General features: G+C 34.7%; 20 protein-coding genes and 1 riboswitch. Of the genes, 1 reads left to right on the top strand and 19 read right to left on the bottom strand.

What is annotated here, in order from left to right:
• Positions 1-4 precede the first annotated feature (4 nt).
• The 8 genes from RV14_RS05710 to RV14_RS05675 form a co-directional block, all read right to left on the bottom strand.
• Positions 5-1,051 (bottom strand): hypothetical protein, encoded by a 1,047-nt coding sequence (locus RV14_RS05710; RefSeq protein ID WP_071855334.1) that lies wholly within the window; start codon positions 1,049-1,051, stop codon positions 5-7.
• Between the two features lie 360 nt (positions 1,052-1,411).
• Positions 1,412-1,687 (bottom strand): HU family DNA-binding protein, encoded by a 276-nt coding sequence (locus RV14_RS05705; RefSeq protein ID WP_002290178.1) that lies wholly within the window; start codon positions 1,685-1,687, stop codon positions 1,412-1,414.
• A gap of 243 nt (positions 1,688-1,930) precedes the next feature.
• Complete coding sequence (gene der / locus RV14_RS05700; RefSeq protein WP_071855333.1) at positions 1,931-3,241, bottom strand: ribosome biogenesis GTPase Der; 1,311 nt, start codon at positions 3,239-3,241, stop codon at positions 1,931-1,933.
• Positions 3,242-3,449: 208 nt separating this feature from the next.
• Positions 3,450-4,679, bottom strand: a complete 1,230-nt coding sequence (gene rpsA, locus RV14_RS05695) for a 30S ribosomal protein S1 (RefSeq protein ID WP_071855332.1) — start codon at positions 4,677-4,679, stop codon at positions 3,450-3,452.
• Positions 4,680-4,808: 129 nt separating this feature from the next.
• Entirely contained in the window at positions 4,809-5,486 is a 678-nt protein-coding gene (gene cmk / locus RV14_RS05690) for a (d)CMP kinase (RefSeq protein WP_071855331.1), read from the bottom strand.
• A gap of 46 nt (positions 5,487-5,532) precedes the next feature.
• Positions 5,533-6,162: an SAG1386/EF1546 family surface-associated protein gene (locus RV14_RS05685; protein WP_071855330.1), complete on the bottom strand. Its 630-nt coding sequence runs from the start codon at positions 6,160-6,162 to the stop codon at positions 5,533-5,535.
• 68 nt (positions 6,163-6,230) lie between these two features.
• The gene (locus RV14_RS05680) at positions 6,231-7,634 is read right to left on the bottom strand and encodes a RecQ family ATP-dependent DNA helicase (RefSeq protein ID WP_071855329.1); all 1,404 of its coding nucleotides are present in this window, start codon (positions 7,632-7,634) and stop codon (positions 6,231-6,233) included.
• Entirely contained in the window at positions 7,618-8,469 is an 852-nt protein-coding gene (locus tag RV14_RS05675) for a helix-turn-helix domain-containing protein (protein ID WP_342714685.1), read from the bottom strand. The genes RV14_RS05680 and RV14_RS05675 overlap by 17 nt, the downstream gene beginning before the upstream one ends.
• A gap of 210 nt (positions 8,470-8,679) precedes the next feature.
• Between RV14_RS05675 and RV14_RS05670 the strand changes: the two genes are divergently transcribed.
• Positions 8,680-8,898: a ferredoxin gene (locus RV14_RS05670; RefSeq protein WP_071855328.1), complete on the top strand. Its 219-nt coding sequence runs from the start codon at positions 8,680-8,682 to the stop codon at positions 8,896-8,898.
• A gap of 595 nt (positions 8,899-9,493) precedes the next feature.
• On the opposite strand, the gene RV14_RS05665 is transcribed toward RV14_RS05670, so the two are convergent.
• The 11 genes from RV14_RS05665 to RV14_RS05615 form a co-directional block, all read right to left on the bottom strand.
• A complete protein-coding gene (locus tag RV14_RS05665; RefSeq protein ID WP_071855327.1) occupies positions 9,494-10,834 on the bottom strand; it encodes a M20 family metallopeptidase in 1,341 nt (446 codons plus the stop codon).
• A 159-nt stretch (positions 10,835-10,993) separates the two neighbouring features.
• Positions 10,994-12,517, bottom strand: coding sequence for a YfcC family protein (locus RV14_RS05660; RefSeq protein WP_071855326.1), 1,524 nt, complete (start codon positions 12,515-12,517; stop codon positions 10,994-10,996).
• Positions 12,518-13,072: 555 nt separating this feature from the next.
• On the bottom strand, positions 13,073-13,687 hold the full coding sequence (locus RV14_RS05655; protein ID WP_071855325.1) for an ECF transporter S component: 615 nt from the start codon (positions 13,685-13,687) through the stop codon (positions 13,073-13,075).
• Positions 13,688-13,810: 123 nt separating this feature from the next.
• Positions 13,811-13,932, bottom strand: a riboswitch (FMN riboswitch).
• A gap of 80 nt (positions 13,933-14,012) precedes the next feature.
• Positions 14,013-14,729 carry a pseudouridine synthase gene (locus tag RV14_RS05650; RefSeq protein ID WP_071855324.1) on the bottom strand — a complete coding sequence of 239 codons (717 nt, stop codon included), beginning with the start codon at positions 14,727-14,729 and terminating at the stop codon, positions 14,013-14,015.
• 5 nt (positions 14,730-14,734) lie between these two features.
• The gene (gene scpB / locus RV14_RS05645) at positions 14,735-15,304 is read right to left on the bottom strand and encodes an SMC-Scp complex subunit ScpB (RefSeq protein ID WP_071855323.1); all 570 of its coding nucleotides are present in this window, start codon (positions 15,302-15,304) and stop codon (positions 14,735-14,737) included.
• Complete coding sequence (locus RV14_RS05640; protein WP_174544639.1) at positions 15,288-16,058, bottom strand: segregation/condensation protein A; 771 nt, start codon at positions 16,056-16,058, stop codon at positions 15,288-15,290. Before RV14_RS05640 ends, scpB begins: the two co-directional genes overlap by 17 nt.
• Complete coding sequence (locus RV14_RS05635; RefSeq protein ID WP_071855321.1) at positions 16,055-16,426, bottom strand: N-acetyltransferase; 372 nt, start codon at positions 16,424-16,426, stop codon at positions 16,055-16,057. The genes RV14_RS05640 and RV14_RS05635 overlap by 4 nt, the downstream gene beginning before the upstream one ends.
• A gap of 18 nt (positions 16,427-16,444) precedes the next feature.
• On the bottom strand, positions 16,445-17,332 hold the full coding sequence (gene xerD, locus RV14_RS05630; RefSeq protein WP_071855320.1) for a site-specific tyrosine recombinase XerD: 888 nt from the start codon (positions 17,330-17,332) through the stop codon (positions 16,445-16,447).
• A 91-nt stretch (positions 17,333-17,423) separates the two neighbouring features.
• Positions 17,424-17,897, bottom strand: a complete 474-nt coding sequence (fur, locus tag RV14_RS05625) for a ferric iron uptake transcriptional regulator (protein ID WP_071855319.1) — start codon at positions 17,895-17,897, stop codon at positions 17,424-17,426.
• A 104-nt stretch (positions 17,898-18,001) separates the two neighbouring features.
• The gene (locus RV14_RS05620) at positions 18,002-18,865 is read right to left on the bottom strand and encodes a CvfB family protein (RefSeq protein ID WP_071855318.1); all 864 of its coding nucleotides are present in this window, start codon (positions 18,863-18,865) and stop codon (positions 18,002-18,004) included.
• Between the two features lie 204 nt (positions 18,866-19,069).
• Positions 19,070-21,166: a cell division site-positioning protein MapZ family protein gene (locus RV14_RS05615; protein WP_071855317.1), complete on the bottom strand. Its 2,097-nt coding sequence runs from the start codon at positions 21,164-21,166 to the stop codon at positions 19,070-19,072.
• Between the last annotated feature and the right edge of the window lie 371 nt (positions 21,167-21,537).

Genomic DNA, 21,537 nt, shown 5'->3' with positions numbered 1-21,537 from the left:
AAACTTAAACCCCTCTAATCTCACGAATAATCTGTTCATAACACGTCATCATTTGAATTAACTCTTGTTCATTAGGTATTTGATGATTTTCTATTATACCAATATTTTTCAAAACAAGAATTTTTTTACTTTTTTCTGCCAGCTGCAAAACATTTGCTAAATAATCTGTTTTTAAAAGGCGTTCAGGCCACTCAATCGGATAATTTAGATGTTTTAGCCAAATAAAGAAATTTTTTAATTGAAAGGGAACATCAGTTATTTTTATATTCCATACAAGATGAAATAAAATACCTAAAAGTTTTTTCATACTGGCAGACAATAAATGACCATTTTCTGTTAAATAAAAAGCCTGTTCAAACAGTTTACCATAATTTGAAAGATTTTCAGCATTCACTTGATAAAAAGTGATCATTTCTTCCAGCATTCCTGTAAAAGGAAGATTTGTTAACTGACGTATCGTTGGATAGTTTTTATAAAGAGTTTGTAAAAAATGATAATCACAAACTAATCCACAACAAATAAATATCAAAAAATCAATTCGTTTTCCTTCTACTTGATTTTCACTAATTGTCTGATCATACACAATTCGTTCTGGAAGATTATGTGTTTGCAAAACGAGCCTATTTGGAAGTTGCAAAATCATTCGTTGGGGAGTCAATGCGCGTGCCATAGACCGAATGGAAACAGGAATCAACCATAACGTTGATAAAAGTGGAGAATGCTTTTGGAAAAAACCCGCCAAGTCCATAATTCCTTCATTTCCAAATCCAATAATAAGAAAAGATTGATTTTCAGGATAACGTTTTGCAAACGCAAGCAAATTACTCAACTCTGTTAAATGATTGCATTGTGTGTTGGCACAAATATACCAATCAATTTCGTTAGGATTAAGAAACTGTTGATTAATTTTAACTGCAAATAAATCATAATACCGCTGATTCGTTAAAAACAGTATCGGCTGCTTGATCGTGATTCTTTTTAACTGACTAACTAACGTTTCACCGTAAGAGATTTTTGTTTTTTCATTTTGAATTTGATAATCAAGCTCCATCTGCCTCCCCTCCTTTTCTTATTCGTTGTAGGCAGCTGTAACTGCCTACATTTTTTACTGAAAGACTCCTTTCTTTTATTTTACCATCAGTAAGTCAATTCGAAAAAAGATAGGTCGATTTTATTGAATACTAAAAAATTTCTCATTTACATACTTTAATAATGCCTATACTTCATTCTCATAATATACAGTCTGTGTTATACATGAAAGTAAATCTATCTTTGAAAATTCATTAAAAAGCTAGCTATGTACACTTTCATTCAATAAACGTTTCTTCATACTTAAAACGCATTCTTTTTTATAAAAATAAAAAAAGAAAAACGCCTGTAGCTTTAGAGCCACAAGCGCTTTTTTAGACGTTTATTTCACAGCATCTTTCAATGCTTTACCTGGTTTAAACGCAGGTACTTTGCTAGCTGGAATTTCGATTTCTTCACCCGTTTGTGGATTACGTCCTTTACGAGCTGCGCGTTCGCGTACTTCAAAATTACCAAAACCGATTAATTGAACTTTTTCGCCGTTAGCTAAAGCATCTTGGATAGTTGAAAATACAGCATCGACTGCTGCAGTCGCATCTTTTTTAGTTAAATCAGTAGCTGAAGCAACTTTTTCGATTAATTCTGCTTTGTTTGCCATGGATAGATTCACCTCCTCAAAAAGAGATATGATGTAAACATCAGTTTAGTTAAAAATCTTCTGAGTGGTCCAGAAGTTTAAAAGAAATATTGATCAAGTTCAATACTCTGTTATCACGATATCATATAAACCGCTTAATAGCAAGGTTTTTACCATTTTTCCCCTGCTTTTTTTAGTCATAAAAACGTAATAATTGAATCTATCTATTTTTTTTGAAAAAAATCTGTTGATATGGTAAAATCCCTACTTTCGTCTTCTTGGAATGATGCGAATAGATGTTCCTTCAAAAGTGAAGGCTTTGCGAATTTGATTTTCTAAGAAACGTTCATAAGAAAAATGCATTAATTCTTCTTCATTCACAAAAACAACAAAAGTTGGTGGTTTAACTGCGACTTGTGTGGCATAGAAAATCTTCAATCGTTTGCCTTTATCTGTCGGAGTCGGATTGATTGCAACAGCGTCCATGATGATATCATTTAAGACCGCAGACGGTACACGCAAGTTTTGGTTCACACTTACCTCTTCGATCATTTCAGGCAACAGTCCTAAACGCTGTTTAGTAACAGCTGAAACGAAAATAATTGGTGCATAATCTAAATAGCGGAAGGCTTCACGAATTTCTTGCTCAAAGTCACGCATGGTGTTTGTTTCCTTTTTGACAAGATCCCATTTATTCACTACAATAATCACACCACGTCCTGCTTCATGGGCATAACCTGCAACACGTTTGTCTTGTTCTCGTATGCCTTCTTCTGCATTAAGAACCATTAAAACAACATCAGAGCGGTCGATAGCACGCATGGCACGCATAACGCTGTATTTTTCTGTATTTTCATAGACTTTCCCTCGTTTTCTTATACCGGCAGTATCAATCATTAAAAATTTTTGTCCACTTTCAGAAACAAAATGTGTATCAATCGCATCTCTTGTCGTTCCTTGCACATCCGATACGATGACACGTTCTTCTCCTAAAATCGCATTGATTAATGAAGATTTTCCAACATTTGGACGGCCAATCAAACTAAATTTAATTGCATCTTCTTCCTCTTCTTCTTCTTCATTTGAAAAGAATTTGATTGCTTCATCTAATACATCACCGATACCTAATCCATGACTACCAGATACTGGATAAGGGTCGCCCAATCCTAATGAATAAAATTCATAAATTTCATTTCTCATCTCAGGATTATCTACTTTATTAACCGCTAAAATTACTGGTTTATTGCTACGATACAATAGTTTTGCTACAACTTCATCTGCATCGGTAACTCCTTCACGTCCGCTAACCACACAGATAATCACGTCAGCTTCTTCAATTGCGATTTCTGCTTGAAGTTTGATTTGATCCATAAATGGTTCGTCACTTAAATCAATTCCCCCTGTATCGATCACGCTAAATTCTCGACCTAACCATTCACCTTTAGCATAAATACGATCACGTGTTACTCCCGGAGTATCTTCGACAATTGAAATACGCTCACCAGCAATACGATTAAAAATCGTAGACTTACCAACGTTTGGGCGACCAACGATTGCAATAGTTGGATTTGCCATATTTTTACCTCCTTACAAGTTTCCAATCTTACTTAGTGTACCCAATGCTCTACTAAGTTTCAAGCATTGTTCGATAAATTTATATAAGTATTTTGTAAAAAACAAAAACATATACAAATTTAAAAGAAAAAAATCAATCAAAGCTCATTGCTTCGATTGATCTTTTAATTAAAAACTTGAAGATGTTCAATTATTTTTGCTAAAACCTTTATTCTTTTGAATCATCCGTTATCTCTTCTACTTCTTCTTTTAAAGCGTCCCCTAAAATGTCGCCCATCGCAAATCCAGTATTTTCTTCTGGTAGCTCATAAGCTTCTACATCTTTTGGTTCTGCTTCAGAAGCAGTTTTTTCTTCCAATGCTTTAATGCTAAGCGCAATACGATATTCTTCAGGTTTAACTTCTAAAACTTTTACTTTTACCTCATCGCCTTCATGAAGAACTTCATGCGGTGTTGCAATATGCTTATGTGAAATTTGTGAAATGTGAACAAGACCTTCAACACCCGGAAATATTTCTACAAAAGCGCCAAAACTTGTCAAACGTTTTACTTTTCCTTCTAAAACAGAACCAACGGGTGCTTTTTCTTCAATGTTCTCCCAAGGACCAGGCACGGTTTCTTTAATCGATAAAGAGACACGTTCTTGTTCAAGATTAATTGAAAGAACCTTTACTTTTACTTCATCTCCAACAACTAATACATCACTCGGTTTAGCTACATGACTATGAGAAATTTCAGAAACATGAACCAATCCATCAATCCCACCTAAATCAATGAAAGCACCAAAGTCAGTGGTACGAGCTACACGACCACTAAGAACATCTCCTTCATGAATGTTTGCTAAAATTTCTTTTTTCTTTTTCTCTTTTTCCGTTTCAATTACTGCTTTATGCGAAAGAATTAAACGATTTTCTGATGGTTCAATTTCAATAATTTTAAATGCTAAAGTTTGATCTTTATACGGTGAAAAATCAGCCACAAAATGATCTTCCACCATTGAAGCAGGAACGAATCCACGTACACCTACGTCAACCACTAATCCGCCTTTCACCACACTAGTTACAGGTGCTTCAATTACTTTTCCCGCTTGAAAATCTTTTTCAATCTTTTCCCAAACTTTTTTTGCATCTAAACGGCGTTTTGAAAGCAGGTAGCTGCCGTTTTCTTTATCTTTACCAATTGTACTGATCACAACGAGGTCTAAAATATCTCCCACATTTACAATTTCATTGATGTCTTCAACCGGTGAAGTAGATAATTCTTTTGCAGGAACAACGCCTTCTACTCCAGCACCTTGGATTCCTACAATAACTTGCTTATCTTCAATTGCTAAGACTTCACCTGTCACCACGTCTCCTACGTTCACTTCTTGAACGCTATTAATCGCATCTTCCATTGATTGACGATTCTCTGCTTGATTTTGTTCAAATTCTGTCATAACATTTGTCCTCCTAACCAACATTCTGCCGTAACAACGGTACTGTTTTTAGTTTAATTGATTATCTAAAAAAAATAAAGCGATTTCGTTTGATTTACATCAAAAATACAAATTTTAAAATTCTTTTTTTTATAGAAAATACCCTTTTTCTTTTACAATTTCTTTAATTGCTTGCACAACTTCTGAAATTGTTTTTCCAGTAGTATCAATACGCACGGCATCAGTCGCTTGTTTTAACGGAGAAACTTTTCTTGTGGAATCATAATAATCTCTTGCTTGTATTTCTTTCGTCAACTGCTCTAATACTGTTGGAATTCCTTTTTCAATATTTTCTTTATATCTTCTTTGCGCACGTTCCGTCACACTGGCCACTAAAAATATTTTTACTTCTGCATTTGGTAAAACAGAAGTGCCGATGTCTCTTCCATCCATAACGACCCCACCGTTTTCTCCAATTTTACGTTGAATCTCAACAAGCGCTTCTCTCACTTTCCGATGAGCAGAGACCTCAGAAACTGCTTGAGTCACATCTGGCTGGCGAATTGCTGTTGTTACGTCTCGATCGCCTATCAAAACATGTTGTCCGTCTATTTGTTGAACAAAAGACAACGGATAATCATGAATTAATTTAACCAATCCTTTTTCATCCGTAAATGGTATATAATGTTTGATGGCTAAATACGTAACGGCACGATACATCGCCCCCGTATCCGTATAAATATAATTAAATTCTTTTGCCAAAATTTTTGCAACAGTACTTTTCCCTGAAGAAGCAGGTCCGTCTATTGCAATACTGATTTGCTTCATGATATAACTCCTTTTTCAAAAAAAAAGCCGCAACTTGCGGCTAAAATTATTTGACTTTTAATTGCTGACCGGGATAGATCATATAGTTATTTGGGTCTAATCCATTTAATGCAAACAATTGATCAATTGTGATTCCTGCACGCTCAGCTACTTGTTTAGGACCTTCTCCTGCTTGTACAGTGACGGTCGTACCATCTGTTGCAGCCGAAGAAGTCGGCGTAGTTACTTCTTCCACACTGCTTGTCGGTTGTGTTTCTTGTTGATAAGTAGTTGTGGTGGTTGTAGTCGTTGGCATAGTTGATTCTGAAACAATCGTACTGCTTTGAAGCGTACTTTCCACTATTGACTGAGTTTCAGTCGTACTTTGCGATTTAGTACTTGATTCTTTTGTTGATGATTCGGTAGCAGTACTTTCGACTGACGAAGTAGTAGTGGTCGATGTAGCACTGGATGTATTTGTAGAACCATTTCTAATCCAAAAATAAGCACCTGCCGGAATAGCAATACATAAAACTAACAATATTAAAAAGAGAGACAAAAATAATGTATTGCCTTTCTTTTGTTGACGTTGAGAACTTCTTGAAGCAGTTTCATCTTCCGTATCATAAATTGGTTGTTCCCATGGTTCTTGTACTTCATTATTTTCTGATGAACGATGTCTATCTTTTCTACTCACCTTATTACCTCCTAATTTCTATCGTAAATATTATACCATAGCCCAAACTTTATTGTCTTAAAAAGTTATCATCCATTATTTTTTTTAAATAAATTTAGTAAAATATCGGACCAATTTTTTTGTTCTATTTTGTTTCTCTCTTTTGTTGTTTGAATACTTAATACAGCACCATCCACATCACAGCATTTCTCAGGCTTTTCAAGCAGTTTTTCGCCAAAATAATCAAGAAGCATGACTCTTCGACAAGTAGTTGCGTGGATATAGTAAAGCATTTGCTGTAGACGTTCATTCTTTTTTCTTTCTTGTAATTTTAATTGCTCCAACCACTCTTTAGAATTATGTTTTTTTTCAATCATTTCTAACCATTTTTGCTGAATTTCATCAAAGGGCTTTAGCTCTGCGATATTAGACTGTAAATAAAGTTCAAAACTTTGACGCTGTTCTTTGGAAATCTGATTAAAAAAATAATGGATCCATTCATCCCCCTCTTTATATAGAAGAAGGGCTTCACTAAGTCTTTGATCTCTACCGGCACGTCCAATTTCCTGCATATAATTTTCAAGACTGGCAGGTAAATCATAGTGAACGATATAACGGACATCTGGTTTATCAATCCCCATACCAAACGCATTCGTTGCTATCAAAAATTGGAGTTTATTTTGACTAAATTGTTGTTGCAGCTGCCGTCTTTGAGAGGCTTCCAAATCACCATGATAGTAACCAACAGCAAATCGAAAACGAAACAATTGGTACAAGCGTTCCACTTCTTTTTTGGTAGCACAATAAATAATCATGGCTCCTTGCGCTTGTTTCATTAAATTTTCTAATGCTTCTTCTTTATGTGATGTTTTTTTTACATATAAAGCAATATTTTTTCGGTTAATAGGATGTGTCACGCAAACGGGTGGCGTTTGGAATAGTACTTTTTCAATATCTTTTTGAACGACTGTTGTAGCTGTAGCAGTTAAAGCCAGCGTAACTGGCAAACCCAATTGTTTTCTTATCTCTCCTAATTGTTGATATTCTGGACGAAAATCAATCCCCCATTGTGAAACACAATGAGCTTCATCAATCACATATAATCCAATTTTTTGTTTTTTCAACAGCTCCAACAACGTTTGTTGTACCAACATTTCCGGACTCAAAAATAAAAATTTATAGTCAGATAAATGATTCAAAACATCATATCGTTCTGCTTTGGATAATAAACTATTATATGCTATCACTCGCTTTTCGCCTCGTTTTTGAAGTTGAATGACTTGATCTTCCATCAATGACAGTAAAGGTGAAACCACAATGACCATTCCCTCACATAAATATCCTGTTAATTGATAACAAAGACTTTTTCCATTTCCCGTAGGCAACACAGCTAAGACATCTTGCTTATTTAATAACGAACAGATAATTTTTTCTTGTCCGGGACGAAACGAAGAAAATCCAAAATGTTTTTTCAGTTCATCCTTCAATTCCATCCAACAGTTCCCCTTTCAATACTCCTATTTGATAAAATCGAAACTCGCCATAATCTAAAGATGCTTGTTCGTTTAGTTGACGATATTCCAATGTCTGTACATTTGTAAACTGACTTAATCGGTTCAACGTTTTTTTTGAAATCATTGTTTTATAAGGAAAATCATCAAAATAAAGTTGCCATTCAATTAGATGATCTGTCACTGTTCCTTTTTTTAAGTGGCGAATTTTCATAATTTCTTCCAAAGAATGTCCTTCTAAAACAAGTTTTCTTGTAATTAACATACTTTGATTATAGTTTTGTATAAGTAAAGGTTGAATAAGATAAAAAAGAACCAATGGTTTCTTTTCTTCAATTTTTTTTAATAAAGAATGTATATTTTTGGCTTCGTATAATTTAAGCTGCATTTCATCCTTTATTTCTGTTAGTTGGTAAGACAATAATCCCGGTGCTTGTACGCCGGAAAATTGGTTTGCTAGAAAGTCGGCCATTTCTGTCGGCATATCTAAAAATAATTCCTCAAGCTCTCGGCTTAACTTGCTTGCCAGTTCAAATCGGTCTAACTTCATATCGACAATCCATCTTTTAACTTGAAAAGTATAGTAAGGGCTTGTCTCTATCGGCAAATAGTCAGAACAGCTATAAGTTAAATAAGAAACAACTTGTACAGCAAATTTGATTAAACGCCAACAAGTACTCGCTGTTCTTCCGTATCGACTAAAACAAAGACCATTCAAGTTTATTTCTGATTGAAGATGTTTCTTGTTTCCTAAAGCCGTAATTCTCCCATAGTTTTTTGATATACTGAGTAACTTTTCGTTTACTAATTGATTCATTACTCTTGAAAACTCTTCTTGTTTTAATTCAGGCAAGCTACCATGGACAAACAATAGATGGTTCAAAAAACTATAGATTAATATTGAACTCGTACGTTTCCCATGAAGTATTTGATATAAAGTACTGATATTCTCAACTTGTTTCTTGTTGAAAATAAGGATAAAATAAATTCAGTCATGTTACTCCCCTTAAGAATAGGATGGTTAAAAATGTCTCTACTATGTAAACTAGTGTCCGAACGCTGTATTGCTTGTGGCCTTTGCCAAATTGAAGCACCTGATATCTTTGATTATGATGAAGAAGGAATCGTTTTATTTGCTCAAGAAACTGAAGCACGTCAACAGTTTATTTCTGAAAAAGAAGAAGCAGTTTTACAAAAAGCTTATCAAAAATGTCCAGTAAGAGCAATTTTATTCGAACGGTTATGAAAAAGCTAGGGACTTTGAACAAATTAAATCTGTTTTTTTCTTATTCTCATCATAAGAAAATTCCCATAGTCGCTTAAAAAACTGCATGAACTAGCAGTTAAATAAATCCATAGTCTAACTTTCTCATTTTATTTCTCCTATTCACTTGCTTGTCAACAGTTGCCTGTCTCTGTTTTTTTGCAATTACTAAAACAAACATGGTTTTCTTTGACTTTCGTTTGTTGAAACTAGTACTCTCTTTTTAAAAACGAGTCAACTTTTTATCCTGACGCTACCGCTTGATCTAAAAATAGCGTTTCCTCGTATCTTTTTCTTTTTTTACACACTTTTCTTCTCATTTCCCATCTAATTACTCTACACTAAATAAACTACGATAAAATTGCAACTTTTTTCTTTAATATAAAATCAAGAAAGATGTACGATTAGAAGTGGAGAAATTAGTTTCATGCTTATAACATTCATCAAAAAAACTGAAGGTTTTTTAAAAGCCATCCAAGTGTTGCTTTTAAAAACCTTCAGTTTGTTTATCGGCGTATTTTCGTCTAACGATTTTCCTACTCACAGATTAAACAAGACAAGCGTATGAAACAAATCCTTATTTACTGCACAAATGATAAACCGCTTCTGCATAGATTTCCATGGCTTTATACATACTACTTAATTCCCACCGTTCATTTGCTTGATGCATAAAGTCTGGCGTATCTGGAAACATTGCTCCAAATGCAACACATTGATTCATCGTACGTGCAAAAGTAGCTCCTCCTGAGACAAATGGCTCAGTCATATCACCTGTGATCTCACGATAGGTACCTAAAAGATTTTTCACTAGTTCACTATCTAATGGTACATAAAGTGAATCTAAAAAGTCAAATTCTTCATAAGTTAATTCATAGTTCTTAACGACTGCTGCTAATTTTTCCACTAACTCATCTTTTTTAAAGGTTACTGGAATACGCATATCTACACCTATTTTTGTTTGTTCCGGCGTAATTTCTAAACTTGCAAAGTTCATAGTTAATTCGCCAGATTGTTCATCAATTGTTTTTCCTACTACTTTTTCACCAGTTGCATTTTCTTGAACCAATTGACCTAAAAAATTGATAGGTGCAAAATCGAATACTTCGGAAAGTGCGATGGCTAAACGTGAAATCGCATTTACCCCTTCTGCTGCATCTTTTGCATGAATACTTTTTCCAAGAACGACAATGGATTCACCTTTATCTTCAAAATCAAAGCCATGTTTTTTCAATGCTTCTTTTACTTCCGCCAATTTTTCACCAGCGTAAGGGGCTGCATCTGGAACAACGTTCAACGCGCCACCAGCTTTTACTGAAAAATCTGTCGTTCCGGGACCAATTAAATAAGCTTGTAATAGCCCTTTTTCAGCATAAATCAATGGAAATTCCGCATCGGGAGCAAATCCTTGTGTGATACCTTCTTCTTTTTCATTGTATTTATCTAAACAACGCCATAGATTTTCTTCATCTGTTCCAAATATAAAGCGTATACGCGTATTAAACTCAACACCCGCATCTATTAAGGCTTTTACCGCATACATTGCAGCAATCGAAGGTCCTTTGTCATCTTGGGATCCTCTTCCAATCAACCAACCATCTTTTACTGTTGGTTCAAAGGGATTAGAATCCCAATTGGTTTCATCACCAGCCGGTACCACATCCATATGGCATAAAATCCCAAACAGTTCCTCGCCCGTTCCTACTTCTGCATAACCATAATACCCTTCTGGATCCTTAAATGTTTTAAACCCTAAACGTTCACAAATTTCTAAAACTTTGTCCAAAGCTTCAATGACTTTTGTTCCAAAAGGATGCCCTTTTCCTGTATCTGATTCGTCTAAAACTGAAGGAATCCGAATCAGTTCACCTAAAGATTCTAATGCTTGTTCATGATGTTGCTTTGTTACAAATTGTTTCATGTTCTCACCCTCCTAATGTAATAAAAAGGTCATGTCAAAACAACAGACACAACCTTAGTTTTCACCCAATAATAAAGATACAAGAGCTTGAATCCTGTAAAACAGTCAACCGTGAACCTCAACAGTGTTTATTTGGTAGATTCCTTTCGTTGACCTTGGTCAAAACATCGCTGCTATTCCTAAGATTACACAAATTGCAATAAATAAAATAGCGATTAATTTTCCTATAAATTTCCACCATACAGAGATATCAAAACGAGCGATGGCTACAGCACCCATAACGATTGCTGAAGTTGGGGTAATCAAATTTACCAAACCGGATGCTGATTGATAAGCGGTAATAACCAAGTCTTTACTTACACCAGCAAATTCGCCCATTGGTCCCATGATTCCCATCGTAGCAGCTGCTAATCCAGAAGTTGAAGGAATCAAGAAAGACATTGGAATGTAAAAAATAAATGTAAGAATTAAGAATACACTTGACGCCAATGAACTTAAGCCTTGTTCTCCCCAGTGAAGAATCGTATCTGTAATTAATCCATTGTTCATCACAACTTGAATTCCACGAGCAACGGCTACGACGATTGCTACTCCGATCAAATCTGAAGCACCCGCTAAAAATTCTGAAATAAAATCTGACTCTTTCATCCCATAAGTAATGGCAACAACAATTGACATCACTAAAAATAACATAGTGATCTCTGGGAAATACCATTCACCGAGCGGAAGCATGTTTTTACCTAATACGGTTCCAACTACTGGTAATCCCGTTAACCATTTTGTCAAAGATTCAAAAATCGTAAAATTGGCATTCAAAGTTGTCCAAGGAATCAAACTAATGATCATAATACCAAACGTAATAAAGAATAAGACATTGACGTGTTTTTGCCTTTTTGTGATTGTTTCTTGACGACTGATTGAATCAATATCAAAATGCTTGATATCTTCTTCTCTTTGAGTATAAACAAGTGATTTAGTTGGATCTTTTTCAATCTTAGAAGCATAACGATAAACATAAAAAATGGAAATAGCTAGTAACACAACAAACATCAAAAATCGCAACCCGATTCCTTGACCCATGGAAATTCCAACAGCTTGAGAAGCAACACCTGTCGCAAACGGATTGACTGTTGAAGCAAGGCAGCCAACTTGTGAACCGACTAAAACGATTGCCACAGCCACAACGGTATCAAACCCTACTGCCATCATAACAGGAATCAATAGTGCATAAAATGGAATTGTTTCTTCTGCCATCCCATAAGTGGATCCACCTAATGCAAACAATAGCATCAATACTGGAATCAACATTTTTTCTTTGCCTTTAAATCGTTTAACAACAGAAGCAATGCCAGCGTCTAACGCCCCTGTTTTATTAATAATACCTAAAAATCCACCAACGACTAAAATAAAGAAAGAAATCGGGATAGCAGCGGGAGTTTCTTTCGTTAATTCTCCGGCTGGTACACCGAGCATGCCGTTGATTGGCGCCATAAAAATATCCCATAACCCTTGAGGATTTTGTTTCACTCGTTCATATGATCCAGCAATGATGTTGCCTGCATCATCGACACTGTAATGTCCAGCTGGTATAAACCAAGTTAATACAGCGATAATTGCAATAATAATGAATAAGACCGTATACGCTGAAGGCATTTGAAAATTCTTCTTTTTTGTTTGTTCCATGTTCGTCTTCCTTCCTTGTTTCATTAGAATCTTTTATGATTGATTCCACTAGTTATTTTATCAAAAAGAACGGAATAACTAAAACAATAACCTATTATTCGAAAAATTTTATTCAAAAAATGCTATTTTCACTCCTTTTTCTATTAATTTTATTAGAAAATTTTTTTCAAGATAATTGTAGCGTTTTCTTTCTTTCCGTTAATCAACCTATTTATCATTTAAAAAGCTAAAAACATCACATTTTAATAAAAAAAATACATTTTTATACATAAAAAAATGAAATACTCAGATACGTTTAATAAAACGTTTACAAATCGAAAATAAATGAATTTTTTTCATAAAAAAAGAGAAGAAAATATTTGTATCTTCTACTCTCTATAAATAAAACACACAGCCAACTGGCAGGAACAAAAGCAGTTTTTTCAAAAACATTTACCAAGACTCACAAAAATAAGTGAATCTCTTTTTCTCGCCACTCTTTTGTCCCGTCTATTTTAGTTTATTTTGACATCATTTCTTAGATGTCCTCTACTAGAACTGCCTTGCTTCTTCTCATTATTTATTATTTATTGCTGTATGACGCTTTGCTAATTGATGCTGTTTGCGACTTAACCAAGGTAATAGCTTTGCATGCAGTACCAAAAAAGCAATACTTACAATAAATCCTTTGATTAGATTGAAAGGTACAATTCCTATCAATACATAGCTCGTTAACGACATTCCTAGCATCTGACTAGCTGTTAATCCTAAAAACATGAGATACAATGGCGTAATAACAAAATAATTCGCTATACTCATGAATAAAGTCATGGCAAATGTGCCAACAATCATTCCGAAAACTTTATTTTTTCCAACATTTATTTTTTTATGGAAGAAATAAAAAATAGGTAAAGTAAAAATGGTCGTTGCTAAAAAGCTCGCTGTATCCCCCACCAAATTATCTGGAGAAAAACCAGTTGTGATTAAATGGAGAAGTGAACGTAAAAATGCTGTCATTACTCCTGATATCGGTCCAAATAAAAACATACTAAGTAGTACCGGAATATCACTAAAATCAATCTTCAAAAAGCCAAAAGTCGGCATAATAGGAAATGCAACGTATTGCAAAACCAATCCGATCGCTGCAAACAATGCCACAGCAACCATTTTTTGTACACGGGTGTTCTTCATTTGAAATCCTCCTGTTAGGACTCCTCTTCAGCGAACTATTCAACGGCTTTTTACAAATAAAAAAACTCTCCAGTATTACAGGGAGAGTCAGAGTTATTTGGCAAAAAAGCAGCGTCAAATAAGCTCTATCTTCTTTATCCAGACTATACTGTCGGTATCGGAATTTCACCGATTCAGCTACTTAACAAGTAGTTCGTGGACTATCACCACCGGTCGGGAATTACACCCTGCCCCTGAAGACGAACCATTTATTATTTTGTTTTCCTTTTCATTATACATCGCTTAAAAAAAAATGCAATCATTTATTCTTATAATAAGTAAGTAATCATTTCGAACGATTTAACAACTGATTGATTTCTTTCTTATTTAATTCACGATATTCGCCAGGATGTAGTCCTTGAAGTGTCAAATCACCGTATTTTTCTCGTTTTAATTTTTGAACTGGCAGTCCGACTGCTTGAAGCATATTTTTCACTTGATGATTTCTACCTTCATGAATTGTTAATTCCACTAAGCTATGATTTGTCTTTGGGTTAACAGACACAATTTGATATTTTGCCGACGAAGTCCATTTGCCTTCAATTTTAATTCCTTTCGTTAACGGAGCTAGCAATGCTTTAGTTGCAAGTCCTTTTACTTTTGCTACATACACTTTATCGACTTCATGCTTAGGATGAGTTAGACGTTGGGCAAAATCACCGTCATTTGTTAAAAGAAGAATACCAGAAGTATCATAGTCAAGACGCCCCACTGGATAAATACGTTCTTTAACCGTAGGAAGCAAGTCTGTCACCACTTTACGTCCTTTATCATCCATCACTGATGAAATGACTCCTTTAGGTTTATACAATAAGTAATAAACAGATTTTTCTTGATAAATTGGCACTTCATCGACTTCAATCACATCATGTTTTCCGACCTTCATTCCTAATTCTTTGACCACTTTTCCATTGACTTTCACTCGTCCAGCTAAAATAAATTCTTCTGCTTTACGTCTTGAAGTAACGCCTGCATGCGCTATTACTTTTTGCAGTCGTTCCACTATAATCACTCCTTTTCATTCATTTCATCAAAGAATAAGTCTAGTGGAGCTTCTTCATCTGATGAATATTCCATTTCTTGTATATCTGGTAAATCTTTTAATGATTTAAGTCCAAAATAATCTAAAAAATAAGGAGTCGTTCCATATAAAATCGGACGTCCAGGGCCATCTACTCTACCCTTTTCTTCAATTAAACGATAAGCAGTCAGCCGCTGCACAGCCCCTGAAACTTGAACTCCACGGATTTGTTCGATTTCTACACGGGTAATTGGTTGCTTATATGCGATGATTGCTAACGTCTCAACTGCCGCTTGCGATAAAATATTTGATGTTCCTTGCGCATAACGTTTTAATAAGGGAGCTAACTCTTTTTTCGTCGTCAAAATGACCCGTTCTTCTGTTTCTAAAACATGCAAAGCACTGGAAGGATCATTTTCATATTTTTCTTTCAGTCTCGTTAATACTGCCAGTGTTTCTTCTTTATCAATCGATAAAAGATAGCAGATTTCTTCCCGTTTAATTCCTTCTTCGCCAACGATAAAAAGAATCGCTTCAAGTTCACTTAGTTTTATCATCTTTGGTATCTCCTGCTACTAGATAAAGCATAATTGATTCATAATTTCCTTTTTGCTGTGCAATAATTCGACCGTTTTTCATCATTTCTAGTAATGCCATAAACGTCGTTACAACTTCTATTTTTGTCGGAGCATCAAAGAAAGAATCAAAAGAGCATCCCTTAACATTTTTATTGAGGCGCTCCTCAATAAAAAGTATTCGCTCTTCAATCGTCGTATTATCTGGTGTAATAGTCTTTTCTACTTTTTTAGAAAATTTTTTTCGTTCTAAAATTCTTTCCATTGCTTGAAATAAATCTAGTTTTTTTACTTGTCCTCGCTTTAAAGTTTTTTCTTTTCCTATGAAATTAGCTAATGAAACAGGTTCCTTTGTGTAGTATAAGCTTCTTTCTTGCGCTTTTTCAATTAATTGTTCGGCTGCATATTTATATTTTCGGTATTCTAATAGTTGATTCACTAATTCCTCACGAGGATCTTCTTCCCAATACTCATCCTCTTCCACTAAAATTTCTTGAACAGGTAATAAAGTTTTACTTTTAATCGCCATTAATGTTGCCGCCATAACAAAATATTCTCCCGCCACAGCAAGCTCAAATTTTTTCATTGTATGAATGTAATTCATATATTGCTCGGTAATCGCTGCAATAGGAATATCGTAAATATCAATTTCCATCTGCTGAATTAAGTGAAGAAGTAAATCTAACGGTCCTTCAAATATATCTAATTTGATGCTAATTTCTATCAACTTACTCACTCTTTCTTGTTGTTCCTATTGCTCCATTTTGTTAAATAGGATTGGGTAATTTCTGTTGATTGTATTAAAAAATCTGGATATTTTTCTTGAAGTTCATCAAGCATTTGAAAACCCATCTGATCCCCACGATAAGAAGGATTTAAGGCAACATCATGAACAATTAATTTCTTGTCTTCTCCCCAATAAACTCCAATGATTCCTTGAATGTTTGTAGAACCTTCTGGAGTAAAGAAAAAAAGTTCATATCCTTCTTCTGTTTCATACGTATTAATTTCTTTGAGCAGATCAGTTTTATCTGTTAATTTCTTATGAAAACTCAATAATCCCATTGCAATTTTACGATTTTCTTTTCGATAATGTGTTAACATTCTTTCACCTTCCTATAACTACGCCCTTGGAAAATGTTGCTTATAAACATCCGTCATTCTTTTCTTTGTAATATGCGTATAAATCTGAGTAGTAGATATATCAGCATGTCCTAATAATTCTTGAACCGTGCGAAGATCCGCCCCGTTTTCTAGTAAATGCGTTGCAAAGCTATGCCTTAAAGTATGCGGCGTCACTTCTTTATTAATTCCTGCTTCACGTACCAATTGCTTAAGATTCTTCCAAATACCTTGCCGCGACAATCCAGCTCCGTGATGATTCACAAACAAATGCGTTTCATTCGGATTTTTCACAAGAAGTGGTCTTGCTTCTTCTAAATATCGTTTCACCCATCTAATCGCATAATCCCCTAAAGGAATGATTCTTTCTTTATCTCCTTTACCGACCGTTTGCACTAATCCAAGAGATAGATGAAGATCACTTAACTTTAACCCGATCAATTCACTCACTCGCATCCCTGTCGCATACATCACTTCAAGAATTGCTCGATCCCTGAGTCCTAAATTTTTAGTGACATCTGGTGTTTCAATAAGTCTCTCAACTTCAGATAGCGTCAACGTGCTTGGTAATTTTTGTCTTTTTTTTGGTGTATCAATGTATTGCATCGGATCATGATCCGTTACTCGCTCTTGACGTAAGAATTGATGGAATCTTCTTAAGCTAGTAATCATCCTTGTGACTGTTGCCGGTGCTTTATTTTCACCATGCAGTTTTTCTAAATAATGAATGACGACATAGCGATCAACCGCCTGCCAAGAAGAAATGTGATTTTCTTCTAAATATTGAAGGTATTGCGCTAAATCTCGTTCATAACTTTTCCTAGTATTTAGTGACAGTCCACGTTCAATCGTCAAATAGTGAAGATAATCATCAATCTCTTCTTTCATAATAATCCACCTCGTGTTCTTCTATCATATCAGATCACTTTCATTTTCGATAGTCTATTTTACAGATAGCAAAGAAAAAGCCGTCTATCAATCAGACGGTTTTACTTTCTTTTTCTTTCATATAGCATTCCTTACAAATACCATGAAATGTCAAACGATGATCCTTAACTAAAAAATGATACCTTTTTTCTACTACCTCTTCGACTTCGCCTAATAAGTCTTCTTCAACTTCTTCAATCGTTCCACACTTTAAACACAACAAATGGTGATGAAAATGCTTTGCACCTTCTTTTCTCAAATCGTAGCGTGCAACACCATCATTAAAATTTACCTTATCAACAACCTTTAAATCAGTTAATATCTCTAACGTACGATAAACGGTGGCAAGACCAATTTCCGGACTCTTTTTTTTCACTAAAAAGAATACTTCTTCTGCAGATAAGTGTTCTTTTTCATTTTCTAACAGTACAAGTAAAGTCGCTTCTCTTTGCGGTGTCAATTTAAATCCCGATTCATGTAACTGCTGCTTCGTTTTTTTCATTACTGCCATCGCATTCATAACCATATTTTCAGTCCCAACAATTTATAATAATTACAATTAAATAACTAGAAATCTCTTTTTTAATTATAATTATTATAAACGAGCAAAAGAAAACTTGCAAGCCATTCTCAATTAGATTTTCTTATTCGTCTGGTTACACCTGCTTCTTGTACAATCAGCCCTTGTTTCAGCAAATTACCGATTGCACGTTTAAAAGCACCTTTACTAATACCAAACGCATTCATAATTTCTTCTGGAGCAGATTTATCTGTGAAAGGAATTTGCTTATCTTCCGAACGTTCAATAAACGTTAAAATCATTTGGGCATCCTCTGTAATTGTTTCATGAGCTCTTGGTTTTAAAGAAAGATTCAATACGCCATCTGCTCTTACTCCAATGACTCGACCATTTATTTGTTCGCCCAATCTAGGCTCTTTATAACGCTCAGAAGGATGAATAAATCCAATGTAAAAATCTGTCGTTAAAACATACGTTCCCGTTAATTTCAAACGATAAGCAATCCCAGAAATCTCTTTATTTTTCAATTCTTCCGTGCCACGTTTACTTAGCGATTGAAAAATTTTCTCATCTGCTAAACTTCCCCAAACACGATTTTTCCCGTCTACTCTTAAAGACACCATCAACCGATCACCTTTTTTAGGCCAAAGTTCTGTCATTGTTGGTAATTCATCTAACGAAACCACAAAGTCTTTGTCCGTCAATCCAATATTGACAAAAACACCTAAATCCTTTCTTGATGAAGTGACTGTACCAAAAGCGTAATGACCTCTTCGACTTTTAGGAAGGATCGTAGTAAATCGGTTTTCGTGTTTTTGATTTTGATAGCCAAACCCTTCAACAGCTTCTCCAATTTTACGTATACCTTCTGTTTTACTTAGACCAAACGTTTGTCCGTTTTTTTGAACAAAATAATTTTTTTCATTTTCATCAATTACCATGCCGGTAAATATCGTTGCTAATAACTCATTCATTTTATTTCTCCTTTTTTAGGAAAGATGATTTCTTTGCTATCATAACATAATGTCTATTTTGATTAGTAGATGAAGCTCTATGCCAACAATAAAAACTCAGGCTTATGTCTATTTTATTCAAAGGAACATACTAGGCGCTCCTCTGATTCAAAATATCCAATAGACTATGCCTGAGTATTAAGAAAAATACGACACAAACACAAGTTATTGACTCCCATTTCCAGCAAACCAACCCGTTTTACAATTAATTGTCACGATGTAAAATGGCAAAGCACTTTCGCCAATTCCATTCATTAAAGCAGATTTTGTAGATGTAGCATAAAGGTTATAATAACCTTCTCCATTTTCAATTCTAGCTTTTTCAAGTGTATAGTCTCCTTCAACGATATACCCGCGTTGAATACAAGTGTCAATCACACGTTGTTTCACTCCCGGTGCCCAATTCCAAGCAGGATTTCCGGTATCTGAGACATCACTTTCTCTAGTTGACAAAATGGGTTGGTTCCCTGAATTTACAGTAGAAGGAGTTCTTGTTTGTTGTAAAATCTGTGCGTCTGCTTGTGGAACAGCCTCTTCTTTTTTTCGAGCTTCTTCAACCGCTTTTTTGGCTTTTCTTGCTTCTTCCTTTTGTTGTGCTTCCTTTTTTTCTTTTGCAGTCAACTGTTCCTCTACTTTTTTTAATGAATCGTTTAAAGAAACAGCTAATTTTTCGTTTTTAACTTTTGCTACTTCATTTTTTACTTCATCATACTGTTTTCTAGTGACGTTGTCTACTTTATTATTGTAGATAGTTTTTAGTTTTTCCTTAGCTACTTGTAGCTGCTTGTATTGTTTATCGGCCTCTTCTTCTGCTTGTTTAATCAGTTGACCAAAAGCAGTATCAACTGTTGTCATTGATTGAACTTTTCTATCTTCTTTTAGCTTAGGTTCTTTAGCCAAATGATCGTCTAAAATAACAGGAGCGGTAAACAACTCATTGATTCGTTGAATCTCTTTGATTTTTGTTTGGATATCCTGATAAATTTTTACTAGTTCAGTATATTCTTTTGCCTTTTTTACTTCATTTAAAGAAATTCGGAGCTTAGATAAATCTTGATTGATCATAGAAGTATAAATAAACTGACGAGAATCGTCCGTATAAAAAGCAGCCAACGCTTGACTTAACTTTGTCACTTTTCGTTTTTGTGCCTCTTCTTGAGCGACAATTTGAGCTTGAACATTCTGATAATGATCATAATAAGCCCATCCCCCAAGCCCAAACAATAAGGCAACCCCTAAAGTAATATACAGCCCTTTTTTTGACTTCTTCGGCAATATTTCTGACGCAACATATTCCGTTGGCTTCGTTTCTTTCATCAATAAATCATTGTTTGGCTCGTCTGAGTGTTCTTCCTCAGAAGATAAATTTCCGCCACAACTTGCTTCATCAGAGAATTTCTTTGAGTCCGTTTGCGAATAGTCCTTTTCCAAAATAGGAGCAGCCTTCTCGCTTTTTCTTTCTACTGAAGAAAAATTTTCAGCTTCTTCTATCTTTATTTGCGATTCTTTGGTTAAGCTGTTTCTCTTTTTATCAGTTGACTCCACTGTATCATTTGGCTCTACGAGTTTTTCCGTTTTGTTACTTCTTGTATCTTTATCAACTTGAGAAGACGGTTTGAGTAAGTCACGTCGTGCTTTTGATCCCACCTTTTTTTCTTGCTCAGAATTCGATTCTGTCCGATTCACTGCTAGTTTTATCTGTTGAGAATGTGCTTCTTTTGAAGCTTTAGAAACAAGCTCTTCTTTGATCATCCGCATTAATTCTTCTGCATGCTCTTCAGTTGTATCCTCTCTATGTGCCTTAATGTATGCAGATAAAATAGAATTTTCGTTTTCTTGATCAACAAACTCTTTCAAATCTGCGACTTGCTTTTGCTGTTTCGTTTTTATTTCATTTTCAGGCGGCGCTTCAACTGATTCCTTCAAATTTGTTTCTTCAATTTTACTTACATGCTTTTGATTTGCAATTGTATTTGTCTCGCTAATACTTTTCTGATCTGTTTTTTGCTCTTCATTAACAGTTGAATCCTCTTTAAACAACTCCATCACCGACTCCAATGGCAAATCAGTTAATTCTGACCATTCAATTGGATCATTTAATTCCGTATCTGGAAAAACTTCTTTTGAAGAATCCATTTGATCAAGATTCTTTTTTTCTTCACTCGTGTGTTGATCGTCTTCTTGGATTTGATGACCACAATCGGGGCAGATTAACTCTCCTTGAATTTTTTCCGATCCACACGTTGGACATTTTTTTATCACTTAGTGATCGGCTCCTTTTGTTAGGTTTACGCTACCCTTTAATCTACCATATTCTGAAACTTTCGCCAATAGGCTATTGCCATCAAATTATCCATTCAAAAGAAATTTCTAAAAATAAATCAATTGCCCTAAGATTTTCAGAACGTTTCGTTTAATTGTTTCTTCCACAACTCGCTATTTACAAAAAAGTAAATGCTTTCCCTATTCTTTTACTTTTTATATAAAGTAGAATAAAAATACACTTTTTTCTTAAGTTTGCTTCAAAAATAAGCCAAAATTCACAAAAATTTGAAAAACAATTTTCGTAAATCTCGGCTTATACCCGTTCAATTGAAAACTTTATAATCTTTGAGCATACATTTTTTGAGGAT

The organism is Enterococcus ratti (assembly GCF_001886195.1).
GTDB lineage: Bacteria > Bacillota > Bacilli > Lactobacillales > Enterococcaceae > Enterococcus_B > Enterococcus_B ratti.
Note: the sequence above shows the minus strand (reverse complement) of the source record. Positions and strands in the feature narration are given on the sequence as shown.

What these genes read in the sequence shown, in the direction of transcription:
- RV14_RS05710 (WP_071855334.1), bottom strand. Translation starts at nt 1,051, where the DNA reads ATGGAGCTTGATTATCAAATTCAAAATGAAAAAACAAAAATCTCTTAC.
- cmk (WP_071855331.1), bottom strand. Translation starts at nt 5,486, where the DNA reads ATGAAGCAAATCAGTATTGCAATAGACGGACCTGCTTCTTCAGGGAAA.
- RV14_RS05660 (WP_071855326.1), bottom strand. Translation starts at nt 12,517, where the DNA reads ATGGAACAAACAAAAAAGAAGAATTTTCAAATGCCTTCAGCGTATACG.
- scpB (WP_071855323.1), bottom strand. Translation starts at nt 15,304, where the DNA reads ATGATAAAACTAAGTGAACTTGAAGCGATTCTTTTTATCGTTGGCGAA.
- fur (WP_071855319.1), bottom strand. Translation starts at nt 17,897, where the DNA reads ATGGTTATGAATGCGATGGCAGTAATGAAAAAAACGAAGCAGCAGTTA.
- RV14_RS05635 (WP_071855321.1), bottom strand. Translation starts at nt 16,426, where the DNA reads ATGTTAACACATTATCGAAAAGAAAATCGTAAAATTGCAATGGGATTA.
- RV14_RS05665 (WP_071855327.1), bottom strand. Translation starts at nt 10,834, where the DNA reads ATGAAACAATTTGTAACAAAGCAACATCATGAACAAGCATTAGAATCT.
- RV14_RS05705 (WP_002290178.1), bottom strand. Translation starts at nt 1,687, where the DNA reads ATGGCAAACAAAGCAGAATTAATCGAAAAAGTTGCTTCAGCTACTGAT.
- RV14_RS05675 (WP_342714685.1), bottom strand. Translation starts at nt 8,469, where the DNA reads ATGAATCAATTAGTAAACGAAAAGTTACTCAGTATATCAAAAAACTAT.
- xerD (WP_071855320.1), bottom strand. Translation starts at nt 17,332, where the DNA reads ATGAAAGAAGAGATTGATGATTATCTTCACTATTTGACGATTGAACGT.
- RV14_RS05620 (WP_071855318.1), bottom strand. Translation starts at nt 18,865, where the DNA reads ATGAATGAGTTATTAGCAACGATATTTACCGGCATGGTAATTGATGAA.
- RV14_RS05670 (WP_071855328.1), top strand. Translation starts at nt 8,680, where the DNA reads ATGTCTCTACTATGTAAACTAGTGTCCGAACGCTGTATTGCTTGTGGC.
- RV14_RS05655 (WP_071855325.1), bottom strand. Translation starts at nt 13,687, where the DNA reads ATGAAGAACACCCGTGTACAAAAAATGGTTGCTGTGGCATTGTTTGCA.
- der (WP_071855333.1), bottom strand. Translation starts at nt 3,241, where the DNA reads ATGGCAAATCCAACTATTGCAATCGTTGGTCGCCCAAACGTTGGTAAG.
- rpsA (WP_071855332.1), bottom strand. Translation starts at nt 4,679, where the DNA reads ATGACAGAATTTGAACAAAATCAAGCAGAGAATCGTCAATCAATGGAA.
- RV14_RS05680 (WP_071855329.1), bottom strand. Translation starts at nt 7,634, where the DNA reads ATGGAATTGAAGGATGAACTGAAAAAACATTTTGGATTTTCTTCGTTT.